Origin of the sequence: Streptomyces sp. Ag109_G2-15 (assembly GCF_900215565.1) — a bacterium.
GTDB classification, from domain to species: domain Bacteria; phylum Actinomycetota; class Actinomycetes; order Streptomycetales; family Streptomycetaceae; genus Streptomyces; species Streptomyces diastatochromogenes.
This window is the reverse complement of record NZ_OCNI01000001.1, coordinates 514,950-529,908: the sequence shown is the minus strand read 5'-3', so window position 1 is coordinate 529,908 and position 14,959 is coordinate 514,950. Positions and strand designations below refer to the sequence as shown.

The 14,959-nt window shown below is 71.2% G+C and carries 15 protein-coding genes; 9 read left to right on the top strand and 6 right to left on the bottom strand.

Going from position 1 to position 14,959, the window contains the following annotated elements:
• Nucleotides 1–3: 3 nt before the first annotated feature.
• The 3 genes from scpA to CRP49_RS02195 all read right to left on the bottom strand — a co-directional run bounded on the left by scpA (nucleotide 4) and on the right by CRP49_RS02195 (nucleotide 4,620).
• A complete protein-coding gene (scpA, locus tag CRP49_RS02205) occupies nucleotides 4–2,178 on the bottom strand; it encodes a methylmalonyl-CoA mutase (protein ID WP_097251918.1) in 2,175 nt (724 codons plus the stop codon).
• Nucleotides 2,178–3,983 (bottom strand): methylmalonyl-CoA mutase family protein, encoded by a 1,806-nt coding sequence (locus CRP49_RS02200; protein WP_097251917.1) that lies wholly within the window; start codon nucleotides 3,981–3,983, stop codon nucleotides 2,178–2,180. Before CRP49_RS02200 ends, scpA begins: the two co-directional genes overlap by 1 nt.
• Before the next feature lie 133 nt (nucleotides 3,984–4,116).
• The gene (locus CRP49_RS02195) at nucleotides 4,117–4,620 is read right to left on the bottom strand and encodes a MarR family winged helix-turn-helix transcriptional regulator (RefSeq protein WP_097251916.1); all 504 of its coding nucleotides are present in this window, start codon (nucleotides 4,618–4,620) and stop codon (nucleotides 4,117–4,119) included.
• A gap of 144 nt (nucleotides 4,621–4,764) precedes the next feature.
• Here CRP49_RS02195 and CRP49_RS02190 point away from each other — a divergent pair, with 144 nt between their 5' ends.
• A complete protein-coding gene (locus tag CRP49_RS02190; protein WP_094216333.1) occupies nucleotides 4,765–5,280 on the top strand; it encodes a YceI family protein in 516 nt (171 codons plus the stop codon).
• Here the strand turns inward: CRP49_RS02190 and CRP49_RS02185 are convergent.
• Nucleotides 5,261–7,033 carry a hypothetical protein gene (locus tag CRP49_RS02185; protein ID WP_373560322.1) on the bottom strand — a complete coding sequence of 591 codons (1,773 nt, stop codon included), beginning with the start codon at nucleotides 7,031–7,033 and terminating at the stop codon, nucleotides 5,261–5,263. The two genes, CRP49_RS02190 and CRP49_RS02185, sit on opposite strands and share 20 nt — an antisense overlap.
• 225 nt (nucleotides 7,034–7,258) lie before the next feature.
• On the opposite strand from CRP49_RS02185, the gene CRP49_RS02180 reads away from it, so the two are divergent.
• From CRP49_RS02180 to CRP49_RS02165, 4 genes are all read left to right on the top strand, one after another.
• The gene (locus tag CRP49_RS02180) at nucleotides 7,259–7,648 is read left to right on the top strand and encodes a cell division protein SepF (RefSeq protein WP_097251914.1); all 390 of its coding nucleotides are present in this window, start codon (nucleotides 7,259–7,261) and stop codon (nucleotides 7,646–7,648) included.
• Between the two features lie 104 nt (nucleotides 7,649–7,752).
• A complete protein-coding gene (locus tag CRP49_RS02175; protein WP_097251913.1) occupies nucleotides 7,753–9,018 on the top strand; it encodes an AAA family ATPase in 1,266 nt (421 codons plus the stop codon).
• A complete protein-coding gene (locus CRP49_RS02170) occupies nucleotides 9,015–9,359 on the top strand; it encodes a nucleotide pyrophosphohydrolase (RefSeq protein WP_094216330.1) in 345 nt (114 codons plus the stop codon). Before CRP49_RS02175 ends, CRP49_RS02170 begins: the two co-directional genes overlap by 4 nt.
• 201 nt (nucleotides 9,360–9,560) lie before the next feature.
• Nucleotides 9,561–10,025 carry a DUF6099 family protein gene (locus CRP49_RS02165; protein WP_097251912.1) on the top strand — a complete coding sequence of 155 codons (465 nt, stop codon included), beginning with the start codon at nucleotides 9,561–9,563 and terminating at the stop codon, nucleotides 10,023–10,025.
• Nucleotides 10,026–10,077: 52 nt separating this feature from the next.
• Here the strand turns inward: CRP49_RS02165 and CRP49_RS46695 are convergent, their stop codons facing one another.
• The gene (locus CRP49_RS46695; RefSeq protein WP_167444138.1) at nucleotides 10,078–10,236 is read right to left on the bottom strand and encodes a hypothetical protein; all 159 of its coding nucleotides are present in this window, start codon (nucleotides 10,234–10,236) and stop codon (nucleotides 10,078–10,080) included.
• Between the two features lie 213 nt (nucleotides 10,237–10,449).
• On the opposite strand from CRP49_RS46695, the gene CRP49_RS02160 reads away from it, so the two are divergent.
• The 3 genes from CRP49_RS02160 to CRP49_RS02150 all read left to right on the top strand — a co-directional run bounded on the left by CRP49_RS02160 (nucleotide 10,450) and on the right by CRP49_RS02150 (nucleotide 12,837).
• Entirely contained in the window at nucleotides 10,450–11,373 is a 924-nt protein-coding gene (locus CRP49_RS02160; protein WP_097251911.1) for an LLM class F420-dependent oxidoreductase, read from the top strand.
• Nucleotides 11,374–11,494: 121 nt separating this feature from the next.
• Entirely contained in the window at nucleotides 11,495–12,007 is a 513-nt protein-coding gene (locus CRP49_RS02155) for a hypothetical protein (protein WP_097251910.1), read from the top strand.
• Entirely contained in the window at nucleotides 12,004–12,837 is an 834-nt protein-coding gene (locus CRP49_RS02150; protein ID WP_097251909.1) for a CbrC family protein, read from the top strand. Before CRP49_RS02155 ends, CRP49_RS02150 begins: the two co-directional genes overlap by 4 nt.
• Nucleotides 12,838–12,887: 50 nt before the next feature.
• On the opposite strand, the gene CRP49_RS02145 is transcribed toward CRP49_RS02150, so the two are convergent.
• On the bottom strand, nucleotides 12,888–13,808 hold the full coding sequence (locus CRP49_RS02145; RefSeq protein WP_097251908.1) for a D-alanyl-D-alanine carboxypeptidase family protein: 921 nt from the start codon (nucleotides 13,806–13,808) through the stop codon (nucleotides 12,888–12,890).
• A 178-nt stretch (nucleotides 13,809–13,986) separates the two neighbouring features.
• Here CRP49_RS02145 and CRP49_RS02140 point away from each other — a divergent pair, with 178 nt between their 5' ends.
• Nucleotides 13,987–14,937, top strand: coding sequence for a hypothetical protein (locus CRP49_RS02140; protein ID WP_097251907.1), 951 nt, complete (start codon nucleotides 13,987–13,989; stop codon nucleotides 14,935–14,937).
• Nucleotides 14,938–14,959 lie beyond the last annotated feature (22 nt).

The window sequence follows — 14,959 nt, the reverse complement described above, 5'->3', positions numbered from 1 at the left end:
GGATCAGAGGTCGTGGCCGAGGTCGGCCGACAGCCGCTTCACCAGGTCGTACGCCGCGTCCGGGATCACCGTCCCGGGCAGGAACACGGCCGCCGCGCCCATCTCCAGCAGCACCGGCACGTCCTGCGGCGGGATGACCCCGCCGACCACGATCGTGATGTCCTCCCGGCCCTCCTCGGCGAGCTTCTCGCGCAGCGCCGGTACGAGGGTGAGGTGACCGGCGGCCAGCGAGGACACGCCGACCACGTGGACGTCCGCCTCGACCGCCTGGCGGGCGACCTCCTCCGGGGTCTGGAACAGCGGGCCGACGTCGACGTCGAAGCCGAGGTCGGCGAAGCCGGTGGCGATCACCTTCTGGCCGCGGTCGTGGCCGTCCTGGCCCATCTTGGCGACCAGGATGCGCGGCCGGCGCCCCTCGGCCTCCTCGAAGGCGTCCACCAGGGCACGGGTGCGGTCCACGGACGGGGACTCCCCTGCTTCGTTGCGGTACACGCCGGAGATCGTACGGATCTGGCTCGCGTGCCGGCCGTACACCTTCTCCAGGGCGTCGGAGATCTCGCCGACGGTCGCCTTGGCGCGGGCCGCGTGCACGGCCAGCTCCAGCAGGTTGCCGTCGCCGTCGGCCGCCCGGGTGAGTGCGTCCAGCGCGTCCCGGCAGGCGGTCTCGTCCCGCTCCGCCCGCAGCCGTCGCAGCTTCTCGATCTGCTGGGCGCGCACGGAGGAGTTGTCGACCTTGAGGACCTCGATCGCCTCGTCGTTCTCCACCCGGTACTTGTTGACGCCGATCACCGGCTGACGACCGGAGTCGATACGGGCCTGCGTGCGCGCGGCCGCCTCCTCCACGCGCAGCTTGGGAATGCCGGCGTCGATGGCCTGCGCCATACCGCCCGCCTGCTCGACCTCCTGGATGTGCGCCCAGGCCTTGCGAGCGAGGTCGTACGTGAGCCGCTCCACATAGGCGCTGCCGCCCCACGGGTCGATGACCCGGGTGGTGCCCGACTCCTGCTGGATGAGCAGCTGGGTGTTGCGGGCGATGCGCGCCGAGAAGTCGGTCGGCAGGGCGAGGGCCTCGTCCAGGGCGTTGGTGTGCAGCGACTGGGTGTGGCCCTGGGTCGCCGCCATCGCCTCCACGGCCGTACGCGTGACGTTGTTGAACACGTCCTGCGCGGTCAGCGACCAGCCGGAGGTCTGCGAATGGGTGCGCAGGGACAGGGACTTGGTGTTCTGCGGCTCGAACTGCGAAACCAGCTTGGCCCACAGGAGCCGGGCCGCCCGCAGCTTGGCGATCTCCATGAAGAAGTTCATGCCGATCGCCCAGAAGAACGACAGCCGGGGCGCGAACGCGTCCACGTCCAGGCCGGCTTCCCGCCCGGCGCGGATGTACTCGACTCCGTCCGCGAGCGTGTACGCCAGCTCCAGGTCGGCCGTCGCACCCGCCTCCTGGATGTGGTAGCCGGAGATGGAGATGGAGTTGTAGCGGGGCATCCGCTGCGAGGTGTACGCGAAGATGTCGGAGATGATCCGCATCGACGGCTTCGGCGGATAGATGTAGGTGTTGCGGACCATGAACTCCTTCAGAATGTCGTTCTGAATGGTCCCGGCCAGCTTCTCGGGCGGTACGCCCTGCTCCTCCGCCGCCACGATGTACAGCGCCAGCACCGGCAGCACGGCGCCGTTCATCGTCATCGACACGGTCATCTTGTCCAGCGGGATCCCGTCGAACAGCTGCCGCATGTCGTAGATCGAGTCGATGGCCACGCCCGCCATGCCGACGTCGCCGGTCACGCGCGGGTGGTCGCTGTCGTACCCCCGGTGCGTGGGCAGGTCGAAGGCGACCGACAGGCCCTTCTGACCGGCCGCGAGGTTGCGCCGGTAGAACGCGTTGGACTCCTCGGCGGTGGAGAAGCCCGCGTACTGGCGGATCGTCCAGGGCTGGTTGACGTACATCGTCGGGTAGGGGCCGCGCAGGTACGGCGCCATGCCCGGGTAGGTGCCGAGGAAGTCCAGGCCCTCCAGGTCACGTCCGGTGTACAGCGGCTTGACCCCGATGCCCTCCGGGGTCTCCCACAGCGGTGTCTCGCTGCCCGTGGCGTGCTTGACGGCCGTACGCCATTCCGCGTCACCACCCTCGGCGACGGGGGTCCCCAGCTCGATGCCGGAGAAGTCGGGGATTCCCATCAGGACACTCCCATGCGGTCGAGGGTCGCGGACAGCACGTCCACTGCGTCGCAGCCCGCGAAGACGTACGAGTCGATGCCGGCGTAGTCGCCCCGGCCCGCGAGGACCACGTGCCGGGCCCCGGCCGCCTTCAGCGACTCGGCCGTCCGCTCGGCCTGTTCGGCGTACTGCGCGTCGCTGGAGCACACCACGGCCTCGGTCGCGCCGCTGTCCTCGAATGTGCCCTCCGTGACCGGCTCGATGCCGCCCGCCTGGAAGAGGTTGGCGGCGAAGGTCGAGCGCGCGGTGAACTCGGCGGCCGAGCCCAGGGTGGCCAGGAAGATCCGGGGCCGGGAGCCGGTCGCCGCCAGGTGGGCGTCGGAGCGGGCGCGCAGCGCCTCGTACGCCTCGTCCCGGCGCACCCGGGGCAGCCCGCCGGACGGCGGCTCGGGCGCGGGCTCGCGCTCCACCGGCTTCTCGGCGAGGAACGGGAACTCGCTGACACCGGTGATGGGTTCGCGCCGCTTGGCGAGCTTCTTGGAGCGCTCGGCCCAGGTCGTCGCCAGGTCCGTACGGATCCGGCCGGAGCGCAGTACGGCCGCCTGTCCGCCGTCCCGCTCGATCGACCGGAAGAACTCCCAGGCGGCCCGGGCGAGTTCGTCGGTGAGCTGCTCGACGTACCAGGAGCCGCCCGCCGGGTCGATCACCCGGGCCAGATGGGACTCCTCGACCAGGATCGTGGAGGTGTTGCGCGCGATACGGCGGGCGAACGCGTCCGGCAGGCCGAGCGCGTGGTCGAACGGCAGCACGGTGACGGAGTCGGCGCCGCCCACCCCGGCGGCCAGCGTCGCGATCGTCGTACGGAGCATGTTCACCCACGGGTCGCGGCGGGTCAGCATCACCGGCGAGGTCACCGCGTGCTGCACCTGCGCACCCGCGCCGGGCGCCCCGGACACCTCGGCCACCCGCGCCCACAGCCGGCGCGCCGCGCGCAGCTTGGCGATGGTCAGGAACTGGTCGGCGGTGGCCGCGTACCGGAACTCCAGCTGCGCACAGGCCGCTTCGACCGTGAGACCGGCCTCGGTCAGCTCCCGAAGGTAGGCCACACCGGTGGCAAGGGACGCACCCAGCTCCTGCGCGGCCGAGCCGCCCGCCTCGTGGTACGGCAGCGCGTCCACGGTCAGCGTGCGCAGGCCCGGGTACTGCTCGGCGGTCCGCCGGGCCAGCGCGGCGAAGGGCGCGAAGTCCTGGGCCTCGCCCGTGCGGGCCTCGTACCCCAGCGGGTCGCCGCCGAGGTTGCCGCGCACCGCCTCCGGGTCGACGCCCCGCTCCTCGTACAGCCGCAGCAGCTCGGCCGCGGCGGCCTCCACGTCACGGCCGGCGTCCAGGACGACCGGGGCCAGGTCGAGGTAGACGCCGTCGAGGGCGCGGGCGACGCCGGACACCGGGATGCCGCCCTCGCCCACGACCAGCCAGAGCGAGGTGACGCCGTTCTCCAGGTCCGCCAGGACCGCCCCGTCGGCGAGCGCCGCGTGCCGCTGCCGTACGTCCCAGCCGCCCGCGGTGTTGCCCTCGGGGCGGCCGCCACGCACGAACGGGGCGAAGCCGGGCAGACCGGGGTCGGGCGCGCCGTCGCGCGCGGTGTACAGCGGCCGGGTACGCAGCCCGTCCTCGAGCGTGGTGGACAGAGCGTCCTCAGCTGCCGCGCCCGAGACTTCCTTGCCCGACTTGCGCAGCACACCCTCGACCAGGCGTTGCCACTGCTCGTGTGTCGCGTCAGGGAACTCGGCGGCCAGTGAGAGCCCGTCGTCAGGCAGGACCGTCATGCTCGGATGTTAGGTCAGGGCGCTCAAGTGACTGCAGAGCGTGGGCCTGTGACCTTTCCCTCCTTGCGGCTGTGACCTGCGCCCCTCGGGGGTGTGAAGGCCCCTTTTCCTCTGGTTGGTCCTGCTCCACTTCCTACGGTTGGTCCGGTTCGTCGGTGAGATCCGGCACCAGCGCGCACAACGCCTCGCGCTGCTCGGGGCCGACGAAGCGGGTGAGGGCCTCGCGGACCGTTTCGGCGAGGGTGTCGGAGGCCTCTCGCAGCAGGCGCCGGGCCTTGTCGGTGAGGGCTACCTCGATGCCGCGTTTGTCGCCGCACACGGACTCGCGGGTGACCAGGCCGGACCGCTGGAGGCAGGCGATCTGGTAGGTGAGCCGGGTCTTGGGGCGGCCGAGGAGCTCGGCGATCCGGGTCATGCGCAGGCCGCCCCGCGGCTGCTCGGCCAGCAGGCACAGGATGAGGAACTCGTCGTGCGAGACGTCGAGGGTCTGCTTCACGACCGACCGCAGCCGCTGCTCCACCGCTCCCGTCGCGGCCAGCAGCAGCATCCAGGCGCGCAGCTCGGCCGGGAGCAGTCCGCCGCCCGCGGCGGAGGGGCAAGGGGGCTGGTCGGCGGGGTGTGCGTCGGGGGCGGCCATGGCTTCGAGTCTACCTGTTGTCCAAATTTGGATAGTGGGCTAGCGTGAGGTCATCCAAATTTGAACGACCATGGGTCGTCGAACCCGTCACCGAACCCGTCATCAAACGTGTCATCGAACGTGTCATCGAAAAGGAGGACGGTCATGTCCGTCGCCGTGGAAACAGGTACCTGGCAGCTCGACCCGACCGCGTCCACCGTGGGCCTGCGGCACAAGACCTTCTGGGGCCTGGTCACCGTCAAGGGCACCTTCGCCGCCGTCACCGGCCACGGCGAGGTCCGGCCGGACGGCTCGGCCACCGGCACCGTGACGCTGGACGTGGCCTCCCTGGACACCAAGAACGCCAAGCGGGACGAGCACCTGCGCTCGGCCGACCTCCTGGACGCCGGCAACCACCCGGAGATCACCTTCGCCGTCCGCGGCGCCGACCGCCTCGACGGCGACAGCGTCCGGGTGACCGGTCAGCTGACCGTACGGGGCATCAGCCGGCCGGTGAACCTCAGCGCACGGCTGACCTCGGCGACGGCCGAGGCGCTCGGCCTGGAGGCCGAGTTCACCGTGGACCGCGAGCAGTTCGGCGTGACCTGGAACCAGCTCGGCATGATGCGCGGCCTGACCACGGTGACGGCCGCGCTCAAGTTCACCCGCGCTGCGGCCTGACCCCCAGCTCGGCCGGCCGTACGTCCAGGGTGGAGAGCGTCTGCGGGCTCGCCGTGAAGGCGCGCAGCCGGATGTGGGCGCTCTGCTTGACGGGCAGCGGGAACCGGCCGGAGGGCGCCCGCAGTTCGACGGTCGCCGTGGTGTGCGCGGGGATCGTGACCGGGCCGCGCCCCAGGGTCCAGTACCTGCTCATGCCCTGGCCGTTCGTGAGCATGTAGTGCGGGGTGAGCGGGGCGCTCCCCGTGTTGGTCACCCGCACGGTCAGCGCGGCCAGCGACTGCCCCGTGGCCCGGCGCGCCGACGTGATGTCCATCCGCAGCGGCGGCCGGCCCGTCACCGCCAGGGTCGCGCTCACCAGCGCGGGCAGCACCAGCAGGACCACCGCGCCCACCAGCGCCGGGCGGCGGCGTGGCCCCTTCAGCCGGCGGGGGCGCGGCTGCCAGGCCTGCGCGAAGTCCGACAGGGGCACGGTGATCGCCGCCGCGAGCCACAGCGGGGTCATCATCAGGTAGTAGCCGTCCTGGGAGCGGGTCGCCAGGTAGAAGGCACACCAGGGCAGTACGGTCGCGGCCGGGCCCAGCCGCCGTACGAACAGCACGAACAGCGCCAGCAGGGCGGCGGCGAGCAGCACGCTCGCGTGGCCGTACCAGTCGAGCCGGTCGCTGCCGTGCGTGAAGTACAGGGAGATGTCCACCAGGCCCTGGCCGTGCAGCACCGCGCCCTGGGTGATGGGCAGGGCGATGCCCTGGAGCCAGGGGCCGGGCTCGGTCACGATGAAGTACGTGTTGATCAGCAGCCAGGTCAGGGCGGCGATCCCGGCGATCCGCAGCACCACGCGAACGGCCTCCCGGCCGCCCAGTTCGCCGCGGCGGACGGCGTAGACGCCGGCCAGCAGGAACGGCGTCACGAACCAGGGCAGTTGCTGGGCCGCGCACGCGGCGCCGAGGCAGACGGCCCGCGCGATCCCGGCGGCGCCGAGCCGTCCGCCGGCGCCGATCCGCGGCCAGCGCACCACCACCGGCACCAGCAGAGCCATGGCGATGATCGCCGGGTATCCCTGGCGGGCGTACATCGGAAGGAAACTGAAGCCCAGGCACACCATCGTCGCCGCCGAGCGCCACGGCACCGGCAGCATCCGCCACAGCACGACCGCGCCCACGATCAGTACGAGTGTCGCGGCCGCCGTCGCCGGGGCGCCGCCGTGGCCCAGCCAGAGCAGGGGTGCGGTGAGCAGGGGGGCCAGTGGGGGATAGCCGTACGTGAAGTCGTAACCGCCGTCTATCGTCGCGGTCAGGGCGACGCCCTTGGTGTGGAAGAGCCACGGCCAGGGCTGTGCGTACAGCCTGTGCCCGTTGACCATCTCCCTCGCGGCCTGCGTGGTCAGGACCGCCTCGTCGCCGCCGGCGTGGTTCAGCGCCCAGGTGCACAGGACCAGCGCGATCGCGGTCAGCAGGACGACGAGGTCCAGGCGGGCCAGTGAGCGCGCCCGGCGGACCGTCAGGGCGAGGACGCCGCTGACCAGGATCGAGGCGTAGCAGACGGAGATGACCGCGGCGAGGGCGAGGCGGTGCGTCGCGGCCTGCGTCCACACCGCCCGGGTGCCGATGAAGAGGCTCACATCCGCGAGCAGGGTCAGGACGCGATGCCACTGCGCGGGGCTCTGGAAGTCTTCCGTGCGACCCCCCGGGGCGGCGGACACCGCCGACTGCGTCCGCCGGCCGGGTGTCACCAGCTGTGTTTCTGCCAAGTGCACGGCACCGGACGCTAGTGGCAGCCGGTGAGCGAGGCGTCGTGGCAGGTGAAGAGTCCGGTGTGAGGGCGGTAAGAAACGGGCGTATTCGTACATGTGCCGCGTGGCGGGGTGGAGGAGAGGCCGACGGATCTGTCGCGCTTCGTGTCGCTGTTGGGCCGAACGGGTGACTTGGCGTAAGAATTGGCTGGTGCAGGCATTGAGTGCGAGTCAGGTCAGGGGGAGCCGGTGAGCCGTTACGACGTCACCGATGAACAGTGGGAAGGGCTCGCCCAGGTCGTGCCGCTGCGGGGCCGGGACGCCTGGCCGTCCGCGGTGAACCACCGCTCGCTGCCGGACGCGGAGACCGAGACGCGGCGCCGTTTCGTCGTCCTGCGGGTCAACGTCTTCGCGGACGCCCGCGAGGTCGCCGAGACGCTGATGGCAGGGGTACCGGTGCTGCTCGACCTCTCCAGCGCGGAGGGCGAGGTCGCCAAGCGCGTCCTCGACTTCAGCACCGGCGTCGTCTTCGGCCTGGGCAGCGGAATGCACCGGGTCGACCGCAACGTGTTCCTCCTGACCCCGCCCGGCACGGAGGTCAGCGGGTTGATGGAGGGCGCGGGGGTTTCCGGGAGCTGAGGGGCGGGGCGGGGAGCCGGTTCTGTGTCCTACGGTCCCCCGATCGTAGGAAGGTGCCCTCGGCAAAACGGTTCGGCGTTGCTGTGGAGGCCTACCGTCCGGATATGGCCGTACCTTCCGCGTCCGCCGAGTCCTCCGCGTCGTGCGGGGCCTCCGCGGTCCCTGACCTCTCCACGTCCGTCCCGGAGCCCTCCGCGCCCACCGAGCCTACGATCGTGCCGGCGCAGCTTGCCCGCACGCCGGGATCCGCCCCTGTCGACGTACGCGCCCGGATCACCGAGTTGCGGCTCTCGGCCTTTGCCGGGCATCGGCGGGTCGCGTTTCCGCTGGGGTCCGTGACGCTCTTCGCCGGGCCGAGTGGTGCGGGGAAGTCGACCGCGCTCGGGGCGTACGAGGCGCTGGCGCGGCTCGGGGGAGGGGCCTGGCTCGCCGAGGTGTTCCCGGATCCGGTCGCCTGTGTGCCGGAGCGGGCGCGGCCCGATACCGAGGGGCGGCGGGGATTCCGGATCGGGTGTACGGCCGACGGTGCCGAGGGACCGGTCCGGCTCGACGTCGCCGTACAGGCCGAACCGGAACTGCGCATCGTGGGCGAGCGGCTGACGGCGCGGGGCGTGGTCCTGCTGGAGACCGCCCTGCGTGACCCCGGCCGCCGGACCGTACAGGCCGCCTGGCACACCGCGGGCTCGGCCCCGGTGACCCGCGCCCCGCTGCCCGACGACCGGCTCGGCACCGCCCTGCTGCCGCTGCGGGTGGCCGGCAAGACGGACGGACAGCGGCATGTGCTGGCCGCCGCCGAGCAGATGGTCGTCGCCCTGCGCTCCGTCTTCGCCTGCGACCCGCGCCCCGAGTACATGCGCACCCCCGTCCCGACCGGTACGGGACGGCTCATGCCCGGCTGCGACAACCTCGCCGACGTCCTGTGGCGCACCCGGTTCGAGTGCGGCCGCCGGCACTCCGCGCTGGTCGAGGCGCTGCGCGCGGGCTGCGCGGGGCCGGTGACCGACCTGGTCGCCGAGCCACTGACCGACGGCACGGTCCGGGCGCTGCTGGACCGCGGTGACGGCTTCCGCACCGAACTGGCCCGGCTGGGCGACGGCGAACTGCGCTATGTCGCGCTGGCTCTGGTGCTGCTGACCGGACCAGGCGTCCTGGACGTGGACACGCCGGGCGAGGTGCCCGACGCCCTGCGGACCCTCACCGTGCTCGCCGACGGCTTCGACCGCGCTCTCGACCCGGTCCAGCGCCGCGCACTGCTGGGGATGGCGGCCCGGATGGGCGAGCGCGGGCACATCCGCTGCGTCGGCGCGGTGAGCGACGCCTCGTGGGCGGCGGGGACCGAGGGGGTCACAGTGGTACACCTGAACGCGTGACGGAACACCCTGACCTCGCCGGACTCCAGCGCAGGCTGGCCGAGTTCGCCGCCGCGCGCAACTGGCAGCCCTACCACACCCCCAAGAACCTCGTGGCAGCCCTCAGCGTGGAGGCCTCCGAACTGGTCGAGATCTTCCAGTGGTTGACCCCGGAGGAGTCGGCCCGCGTGATGGACGACCCCGACACCGCGCACCGCGTCACGGACGAGGTCGCCGACGTGCTCGCCTATCTCCTCCAGCTCTGCGAGGTCCTCGGCATCGACCCGCTGACCGCCCTGTCGGCCAAGATCGACCGCAACGAACGGCGCTTTCCGGCCCCCGGTGCGGACGACACCCCCTGACATCGACCACGACTCCAACTCCCGGACCGCATGGCTCCGTTATTACTCTACGGAGTCAAATCCCCTACCGAATCCGAATTGTTGTCCACAGAATTCGGGCTACCTCTGGCTTTTCACCCCAAGGGGTTTCACGCTGGGTAGTGGACAAGGGAGTTCAAGCGGACGTGCGACGACGCACGACGAGTGGGACGGGGGCAGCGCATGGATGCGGTGCGGCTCATTGGGACCAGCAGGCGTGCTCTGGCGGCGGGCGCCGACATACCCGAGATCATGGCCGAGGTGTGGCAGGCGCAGGCCCTGGCCCAGGCGATCGGCAGCCGACTCGCGGTGTCCGGCCCGCCGGAGCTACGGGGCGAGGCACTGGGCCTGACCGAGCTGGCGGGCCGGGGCTGCGGCGTCCTGGACCCTCCCGAACTCGACCCGGGCGACCTGCGCGCCGCCCAGCTCACCGAGCTGGACGACGCCCGGCAGACGCTCCTGTGCCTCGGCGGGCTGCTCGGCGAGGTCGGCATAGCCCTGGTCGGCATGGCCAGCTCCGCGGCCGACGAGACGACCTACTGGCAGTGCATGGAGGCCATCGACGCCGCGGACGAGTCCCGGGACCGGGTCCTGGAGATGCTGCGCAAGCTGGCGGCGCGGGAGGAGGTGTTACCGGACCACACCTGAGCGGGGGTCATCAGCGGGGGCCGGGGACGACGGCCCCCAGTGCGACCGCATGTCAGGCGAGCTCGCCCTCTTCGGCCGACGCCCGCTGCAGATCCGCGTCCAGGGCTGACAGATCCGCGTTCAACGCGGCCATCAGCTCCTCCATCTGCTCCAGCAACCCCTTCGGCTGACCGGCGGATCCACCCCGCGAGGGAATGGACTCTTCTGACATGACGGCCTCCTCGGCCCGGCGCGCGACGGCGACGACCGTCCGCCGCGGGTGCCGGACGGCCCGGCTCCGACGGGCCAACGATCACCGCCGGGGCCGGTCACTGGCCCACGCCTCACCCGGTGCGATGGGTGGGCGAATTTCACCCGACCGGGGACGGCCGCGCCCGGCGGTACCGGTGAGGTTGACGGGGCAGGGGCCGTGCAGGATAGGTGTATGGACCTTCGAATCTTCACCGAGCCCCAGCAGGGGGCGACGTACGACACCTTGCTCACCGTGGCCAAGGCAACCGAAGACCTCGGATTCGACGCCTTTTTCCGCAGCGACCACTACCTGCGGATGGGCAACGTGGACGGCCTGCCCGGCCCCACGGACGCCTGGATCACCCTGGCCGGCCTGGCCCGTGAGACCAAGCGCATCCGCCTCGGCACCCTGATGACGGCCGCCACCTTCCGGCTGCCCGGCGTGCTCGCCATCCAGGTGGCCCAGGTCGACCAGATGTCCGGCGGCCGCGTGGAACTCGGCCTGGGCGCAGGCTGGTTCGAGGAGGAGCACCGCGCGTACGGCATCCCCTTCCCGAAGGAGAAGTTCGCGCGCCTGGAGGAGCAGCTGGAGATCGTCACCGGGCTGTGGGCGACCAAGGAAGGCGCGACCTTCGACTTCCACGGCACGCACTACGACCTCACCGACTCGCCCGCGCTGCCCAAGCCGGCCCAGGCGAAGATCCCGGTGCTCATCGGCGGGCACGGCGCGACCCGCACCCCGCGCCTCGCGGCCCGGTACGCCGACGAGTTCAACATGCCCTTCGCCTCCGTCGAGGACAGCGAGCGGCAGTTCGGCCGGGTGCGCGTCGCCGCCGAGGAGGCGGGCCGCAAGGCGGACGCCCTGACGTACTCCAACGCGCTCGTGGTGTGCGTCGGCAGGGACGACCAGGAGGTCGCCCGACGTGCCGCGGCGATCGGCCGCGAGGTGGACGAGCTGAAGACCAACGGTCTGGCCGGCTCGCCCGCCGAGGTGGTCGACAAGATCGGCCGGTACGCCGAGGTCGGCTCCCGGCGGATCTACCTCCAGATCCTCGACCTGGCCGACCTCGACCACCTGGAGCTGATCTCCTCCCAGGTCCAGTCGCAGCTGTCGTGACACCCCCGTGCCGCCTCCTCCGGCCCCGGTCGGAGGGGACGGCGCGACCTGTGACGGTCCTGTGACCGGAACTATGGCCTCCACCACAGCCATGCCGACCGGTCCCTGGTGATCTCGTCCGATGGACGACGACTCCTTGCTCGGCACGCTCTTCGCCCTGCTGTGCATTCCCGCCATCTTCGCCGTCCCGGTCTGGCTGATCGTGGTCGCCTTCAAACTCGTCTCCGTGGCCCTGCCCGGCCGGCGGCCGGACTGGCGGTCGGATCTGCTGCGCTGGTCCGCGCGGATGACCGGTTCGGGCGCCGTGATCCTGTACGTCCTCGGCGCCGGGGCGGTCGCGCTCTCCGTGCACGAGTCCTCGTCCGGCGCGGACTCGACGCCGGCCCACGAGTGCCGCGACGACTACCGGGCCGACCACCTGGTCGGCCAGACGGCCTCCTGGCTGCCGCTCCGCTTCGACTGCGTCCTGGACGACGGCGGCACCTACCCGAGCAGCCCCGCCTATTTCTGGATCAACACGCTGGTCGCCGTACTGGGCCTGGCCTCGATCGCGCTCGTCGTGGCGAACGGGTACGCCGCGGAACGCCGGGCCCGGGTGAAGGCAGGCGAAGGAGAGCGAGAGGCAGAGCGATGAGCTACCCCATCCACGTGCTGAAGTTCCGCGACGGCGAGCCGGTTCCGATGAAGGAGGCGGTGATCCGTGAGGTGCTGGGCCCCGTCACCGTGGGCGGCATGCCCGATCGGGGCCTGCCCGAGTGGTGGAACCTGCGGACCCCGGACGGCGGCGAGGCGGAGGTGTACGGCGACGCCACAAGCCTGTCGTTCACCCACGTCTCCAGCGGCCTCGTCCTCGACGCGCTGGCCGAACTCGCCCGCCGCGCCGGCGCCGTGATCATGCCGCATGAGTGTCCCGTGCTCCTGCAGCGGGAGCACGACCGGCGGCATCTGCCCGACGACGACATGCGCGCCCACGCGGTCGTCGTGCCGCACGCCGGCTGGTCGGGCAGGGCGATCGAGCAGGTCGTCCGCCCCTTGCCGGAGCCCCCGCAGCGGCCGGTCCTGCCCCGGTTCGCCTACCACTCGCTGGTCGGGGTGGTGGCGCCGGCGGACGAGCCGTGCGTGTGCTGCGGACAGGTGCGCGGCTGGGTGTACACGGGGCCGGTGTTCGGGGCCGAGGCGCCGGACGCGGGCATCTGCCCGTACTGCATCGCCTTCGGCAAGGCCGCCGCACGCTACGGCGCCACGTTCAACGACGTCATCGACGGCGACGTCCCCGACGAGGTGGCCCGGGGGATCCTGGAACGCACGCCGGGCATCCCGTCCTGGCAGTCCCCGCGCTGGCTGACCCACTGCGGCGACGCCGCCGAGTACCTCGAGGCACTCGACGCGGACGGTCAGCCGGCCTCCTACCTGTTCCGCTGCCGGGTCTGCGGCACCAGCCTCGCCTACTCGGACTTCACCTGAGAGGGGCCGGGCAGGCAGACAGGCACCCGCCTGCCCGGCCCCGCCGTCCGTCAGCCGCTCTGCGTGAAGCCGTAGTCCAGGATCTTCTTCGCGTCCTTGAGCCGCTCGTCCACCGACGTGTCCGCGAGCACGGTGCCCACGACCGTCTTGCCGTTGCGGGTGGCCGCGAAGACCAGGCAGAACTTCGCCTCCGGACCCGATCCGGTCTTCACGCCGATCGCGCCCCGGTAGGTGTTCAGCAGCGTGTTCGTGTTCTTCCACGGGGACATCGCGTGTGTTCCGCCACCGGGCCGGTACGACTTCATGTCGTCCTTCACCTTGGTGCCGACGACCGTCTTGAACGTCTTGTTCTTCAACGCGACCCCGGCCAGCTTCGCCAGATCTCGGGGGGACGCGTGGTTCTTGCCGTTGGACACCCCGTCGAAGGAGTCGAAGTGGGTGTGCGTCAGGCCCAGTTCGCGCGCCTTGGCGTTCATCTTCGCGATGAACGACTTCGTCCGCTGGGCCGTCGTCGATCCCGACCCGTAGGTGTCCGCGAGCGCGTACGCCGCGTCGCACCCGGACGGCAGGAGAAGCCCGTACAACAGGTCCCGCACGTTCATCGAGTCGCCCAGGATCAGGTTGGCGCTGGAGTACCGCTGGTTGTGGGTCACCGGATCGATGACGTAGTCCGTGTACTCCTTCTTGATCTTCACCTTGCGGTTGAGATCCACGTTCCGCTGCGACAGCACCACGAGCGCCGTCATGATCTTCGTCGTGGAGCCGGTCCGCAGCTCGGTGTCCGCGGCCTTCCCGAACAGCGCCTTGCCGGTGGCCGCGTTCATCGCGTACGCGCCCTGCGCCGACACGGAAGGCGCCGACGGAGCCGCATGGGCGGGTGCGGCCGCGAGAACCCCCGTGGACAGTACAGCGGCGGCCGTCGCCGCGATCGCGGCTCGTCTGTGCATGGGTACGCCTGTGTCGATGGTCATTCCCATCCCCGTTCTGTCAGTGGTCAGTTGACGGTCGCTCACTTCATCAGGTCCGGGACCGAAGGGCCATGGCGGAGATCACAGCGGGCAGGGTGATGTGCTCGGAATGTGGACTCTCTGTGCCGGAACTGTGGGCTCCATCACGGCGCACATGATCCAGTCCTGATCGGATGACCGGGTGCGTAAAGTGCTCCCTCTCGCCTCTCTCGCTGTCACCGGCCTGTTGGCCCTGTCGGCCTGCCAGTTCGTCGGCCATGACGACCCCGCCGACGCGGCCCGACGCCTCAACACCATGGAGTCGTTCCCGCTGCACGCCTACATACCGGACCCGTCGTCGGACGGGGGAAAGGCCGTCAGCAGGGCGCAGTGGATCCTCGCGAAGAAGTGCATGGTCCGGCTCGGCTTCGCCGGCTTCACGGTGCTCGACACCAAGGCTGTCGAGTCGACGTACCCGGTCCGGCAGGGAACCCTGATGGGCCGCGGCACGACCGGTGACGACAGCCCTTACGGGGTGGACGATCCCGACCGGGCCGCCGAGCACGGGTACCACAACCGGAATCTGAAGGAGTCCGACGCCCAGCCCCAGGAGTGGCCGGCCGACCAGTACGTCGCCCTCACCGGCTCGTTCGACTCCGGCGACAGCCACCAGGCCAACGGTCACCCCATCCCCGAGGGCGGTTGCCTGGGACGGGCGACGCGGACGATCTACGGCTCTCCGCCCAAGCCGACGAAGGTCAACGGCACGAAGCTCACCGGCTTTTACTCACTGGCCCTCGCACTGTGGTCCGAGTCCCACAAGGAGGCGCGGAAGGACCCGGCCTGGAAGAAGGCCGACCGCGCGTGGTCGGCCTGCATGAAGGAGAAGGGCTTCCGCTACCCCGACCCGGACGAGGCGTCGTTCGACACCGCCTGGTACCGGACGGACGAGCCGACGGGCAGGGAGAAGAAGACAGCGGCCGCCGATGCCCGGTGCAAGCTCGACACCGACTACATCGACACCGTCCACGCCGTCGAGGCCCGCGCTCAGAAGACGGTCATCGGCAAGCACGAGAAGGACCTGGACGCGATGCGCGCGGCGGACGACCGGGCTGTCGAGAACGCGCGGACGATCGTCGAGAAGGAGTCCTGAGCCGGGCGCCGCGCTAAAACCG

Bases quoted from the DNA above. Each gene is read 5' to 3' on its own strand.
- CRP49_RS02160 (WP_097251911.1), top strand. From the start codon at position 10,450: ATGGACCTTCGAATCTTCACCGAGCCCCAGCAGGGGGCGACGTACGAC.
- CRP49_RS02165 (WP_097251912.1), top strand. From the start codon at position 9,561: ATGGATGCGGTGCGGCTCATTGGGACCAGCAGGCGTGCTCTGGCGGCG.
- CRP49_RS02195 (WP_097251916.1), bottom strand. From the start codon at position 4,620: ATGGCCGCCCCCGACGCACACCCCGCCGACCAGCCCCCTTGCCCCTCC.
- CRP49_RS02145 (WP_097251908.1), bottom strand. From the start codon at position 13,808: ATGACCATCGACACAGGCGTACCCATGCACAGACGAGCCGCGATCGCG.
- scpA (WP_097251918.1), bottom strand. From the start codon at position 2,178: ATGGGAATCCCCGACTTCTCCGGCATCGAGCTGGGGACCCCCGTCGCC.
- CRP49_RS02190 (WP_094216333.1), top strand. From the start codon at position 4,765: ATGTCCGTCGCCGTGGAAACAGGTACCTGGCAGCTCGACCCGACCGCG.
- CRP49_RS02175 (WP_097251913.1), top strand. From the start codon at position 7,753: ATGGCCGTACCTTCCGCGTCCGCCGAGTCCTCCGCGTCGTGCGGGGCC.
- CRP49_RS02200 (WP_097251917.1), bottom strand. From the start codon at position 3,983: ATGACGGTCCTGCCTGACGACGGGCTCTCACTGGCCGCCGAGTTCCCT.
- CRP49_RS46695 (WP_167444138.1), bottom strand. From the start codon at position 10,236: ATGTCAGAAGAGTCCATTCCCTCGCGGGGTGGATCCGCCGGTCAGCCG.
- CRP49_RS02155 (WP_097251910.1), top strand. From the start codon at position 11,495: ATGGACGACGACTCCTTGCTCGGCACGCTCTTCGCCCTGCTGTGCATT.
- CRP49_RS02150 (WP_097251909.1), top strand. From the start codon at position 12,004: ATGAGCTACCCCATCCACGTGCTGAAGTTCCGCGACGGCGAGCCGGTT.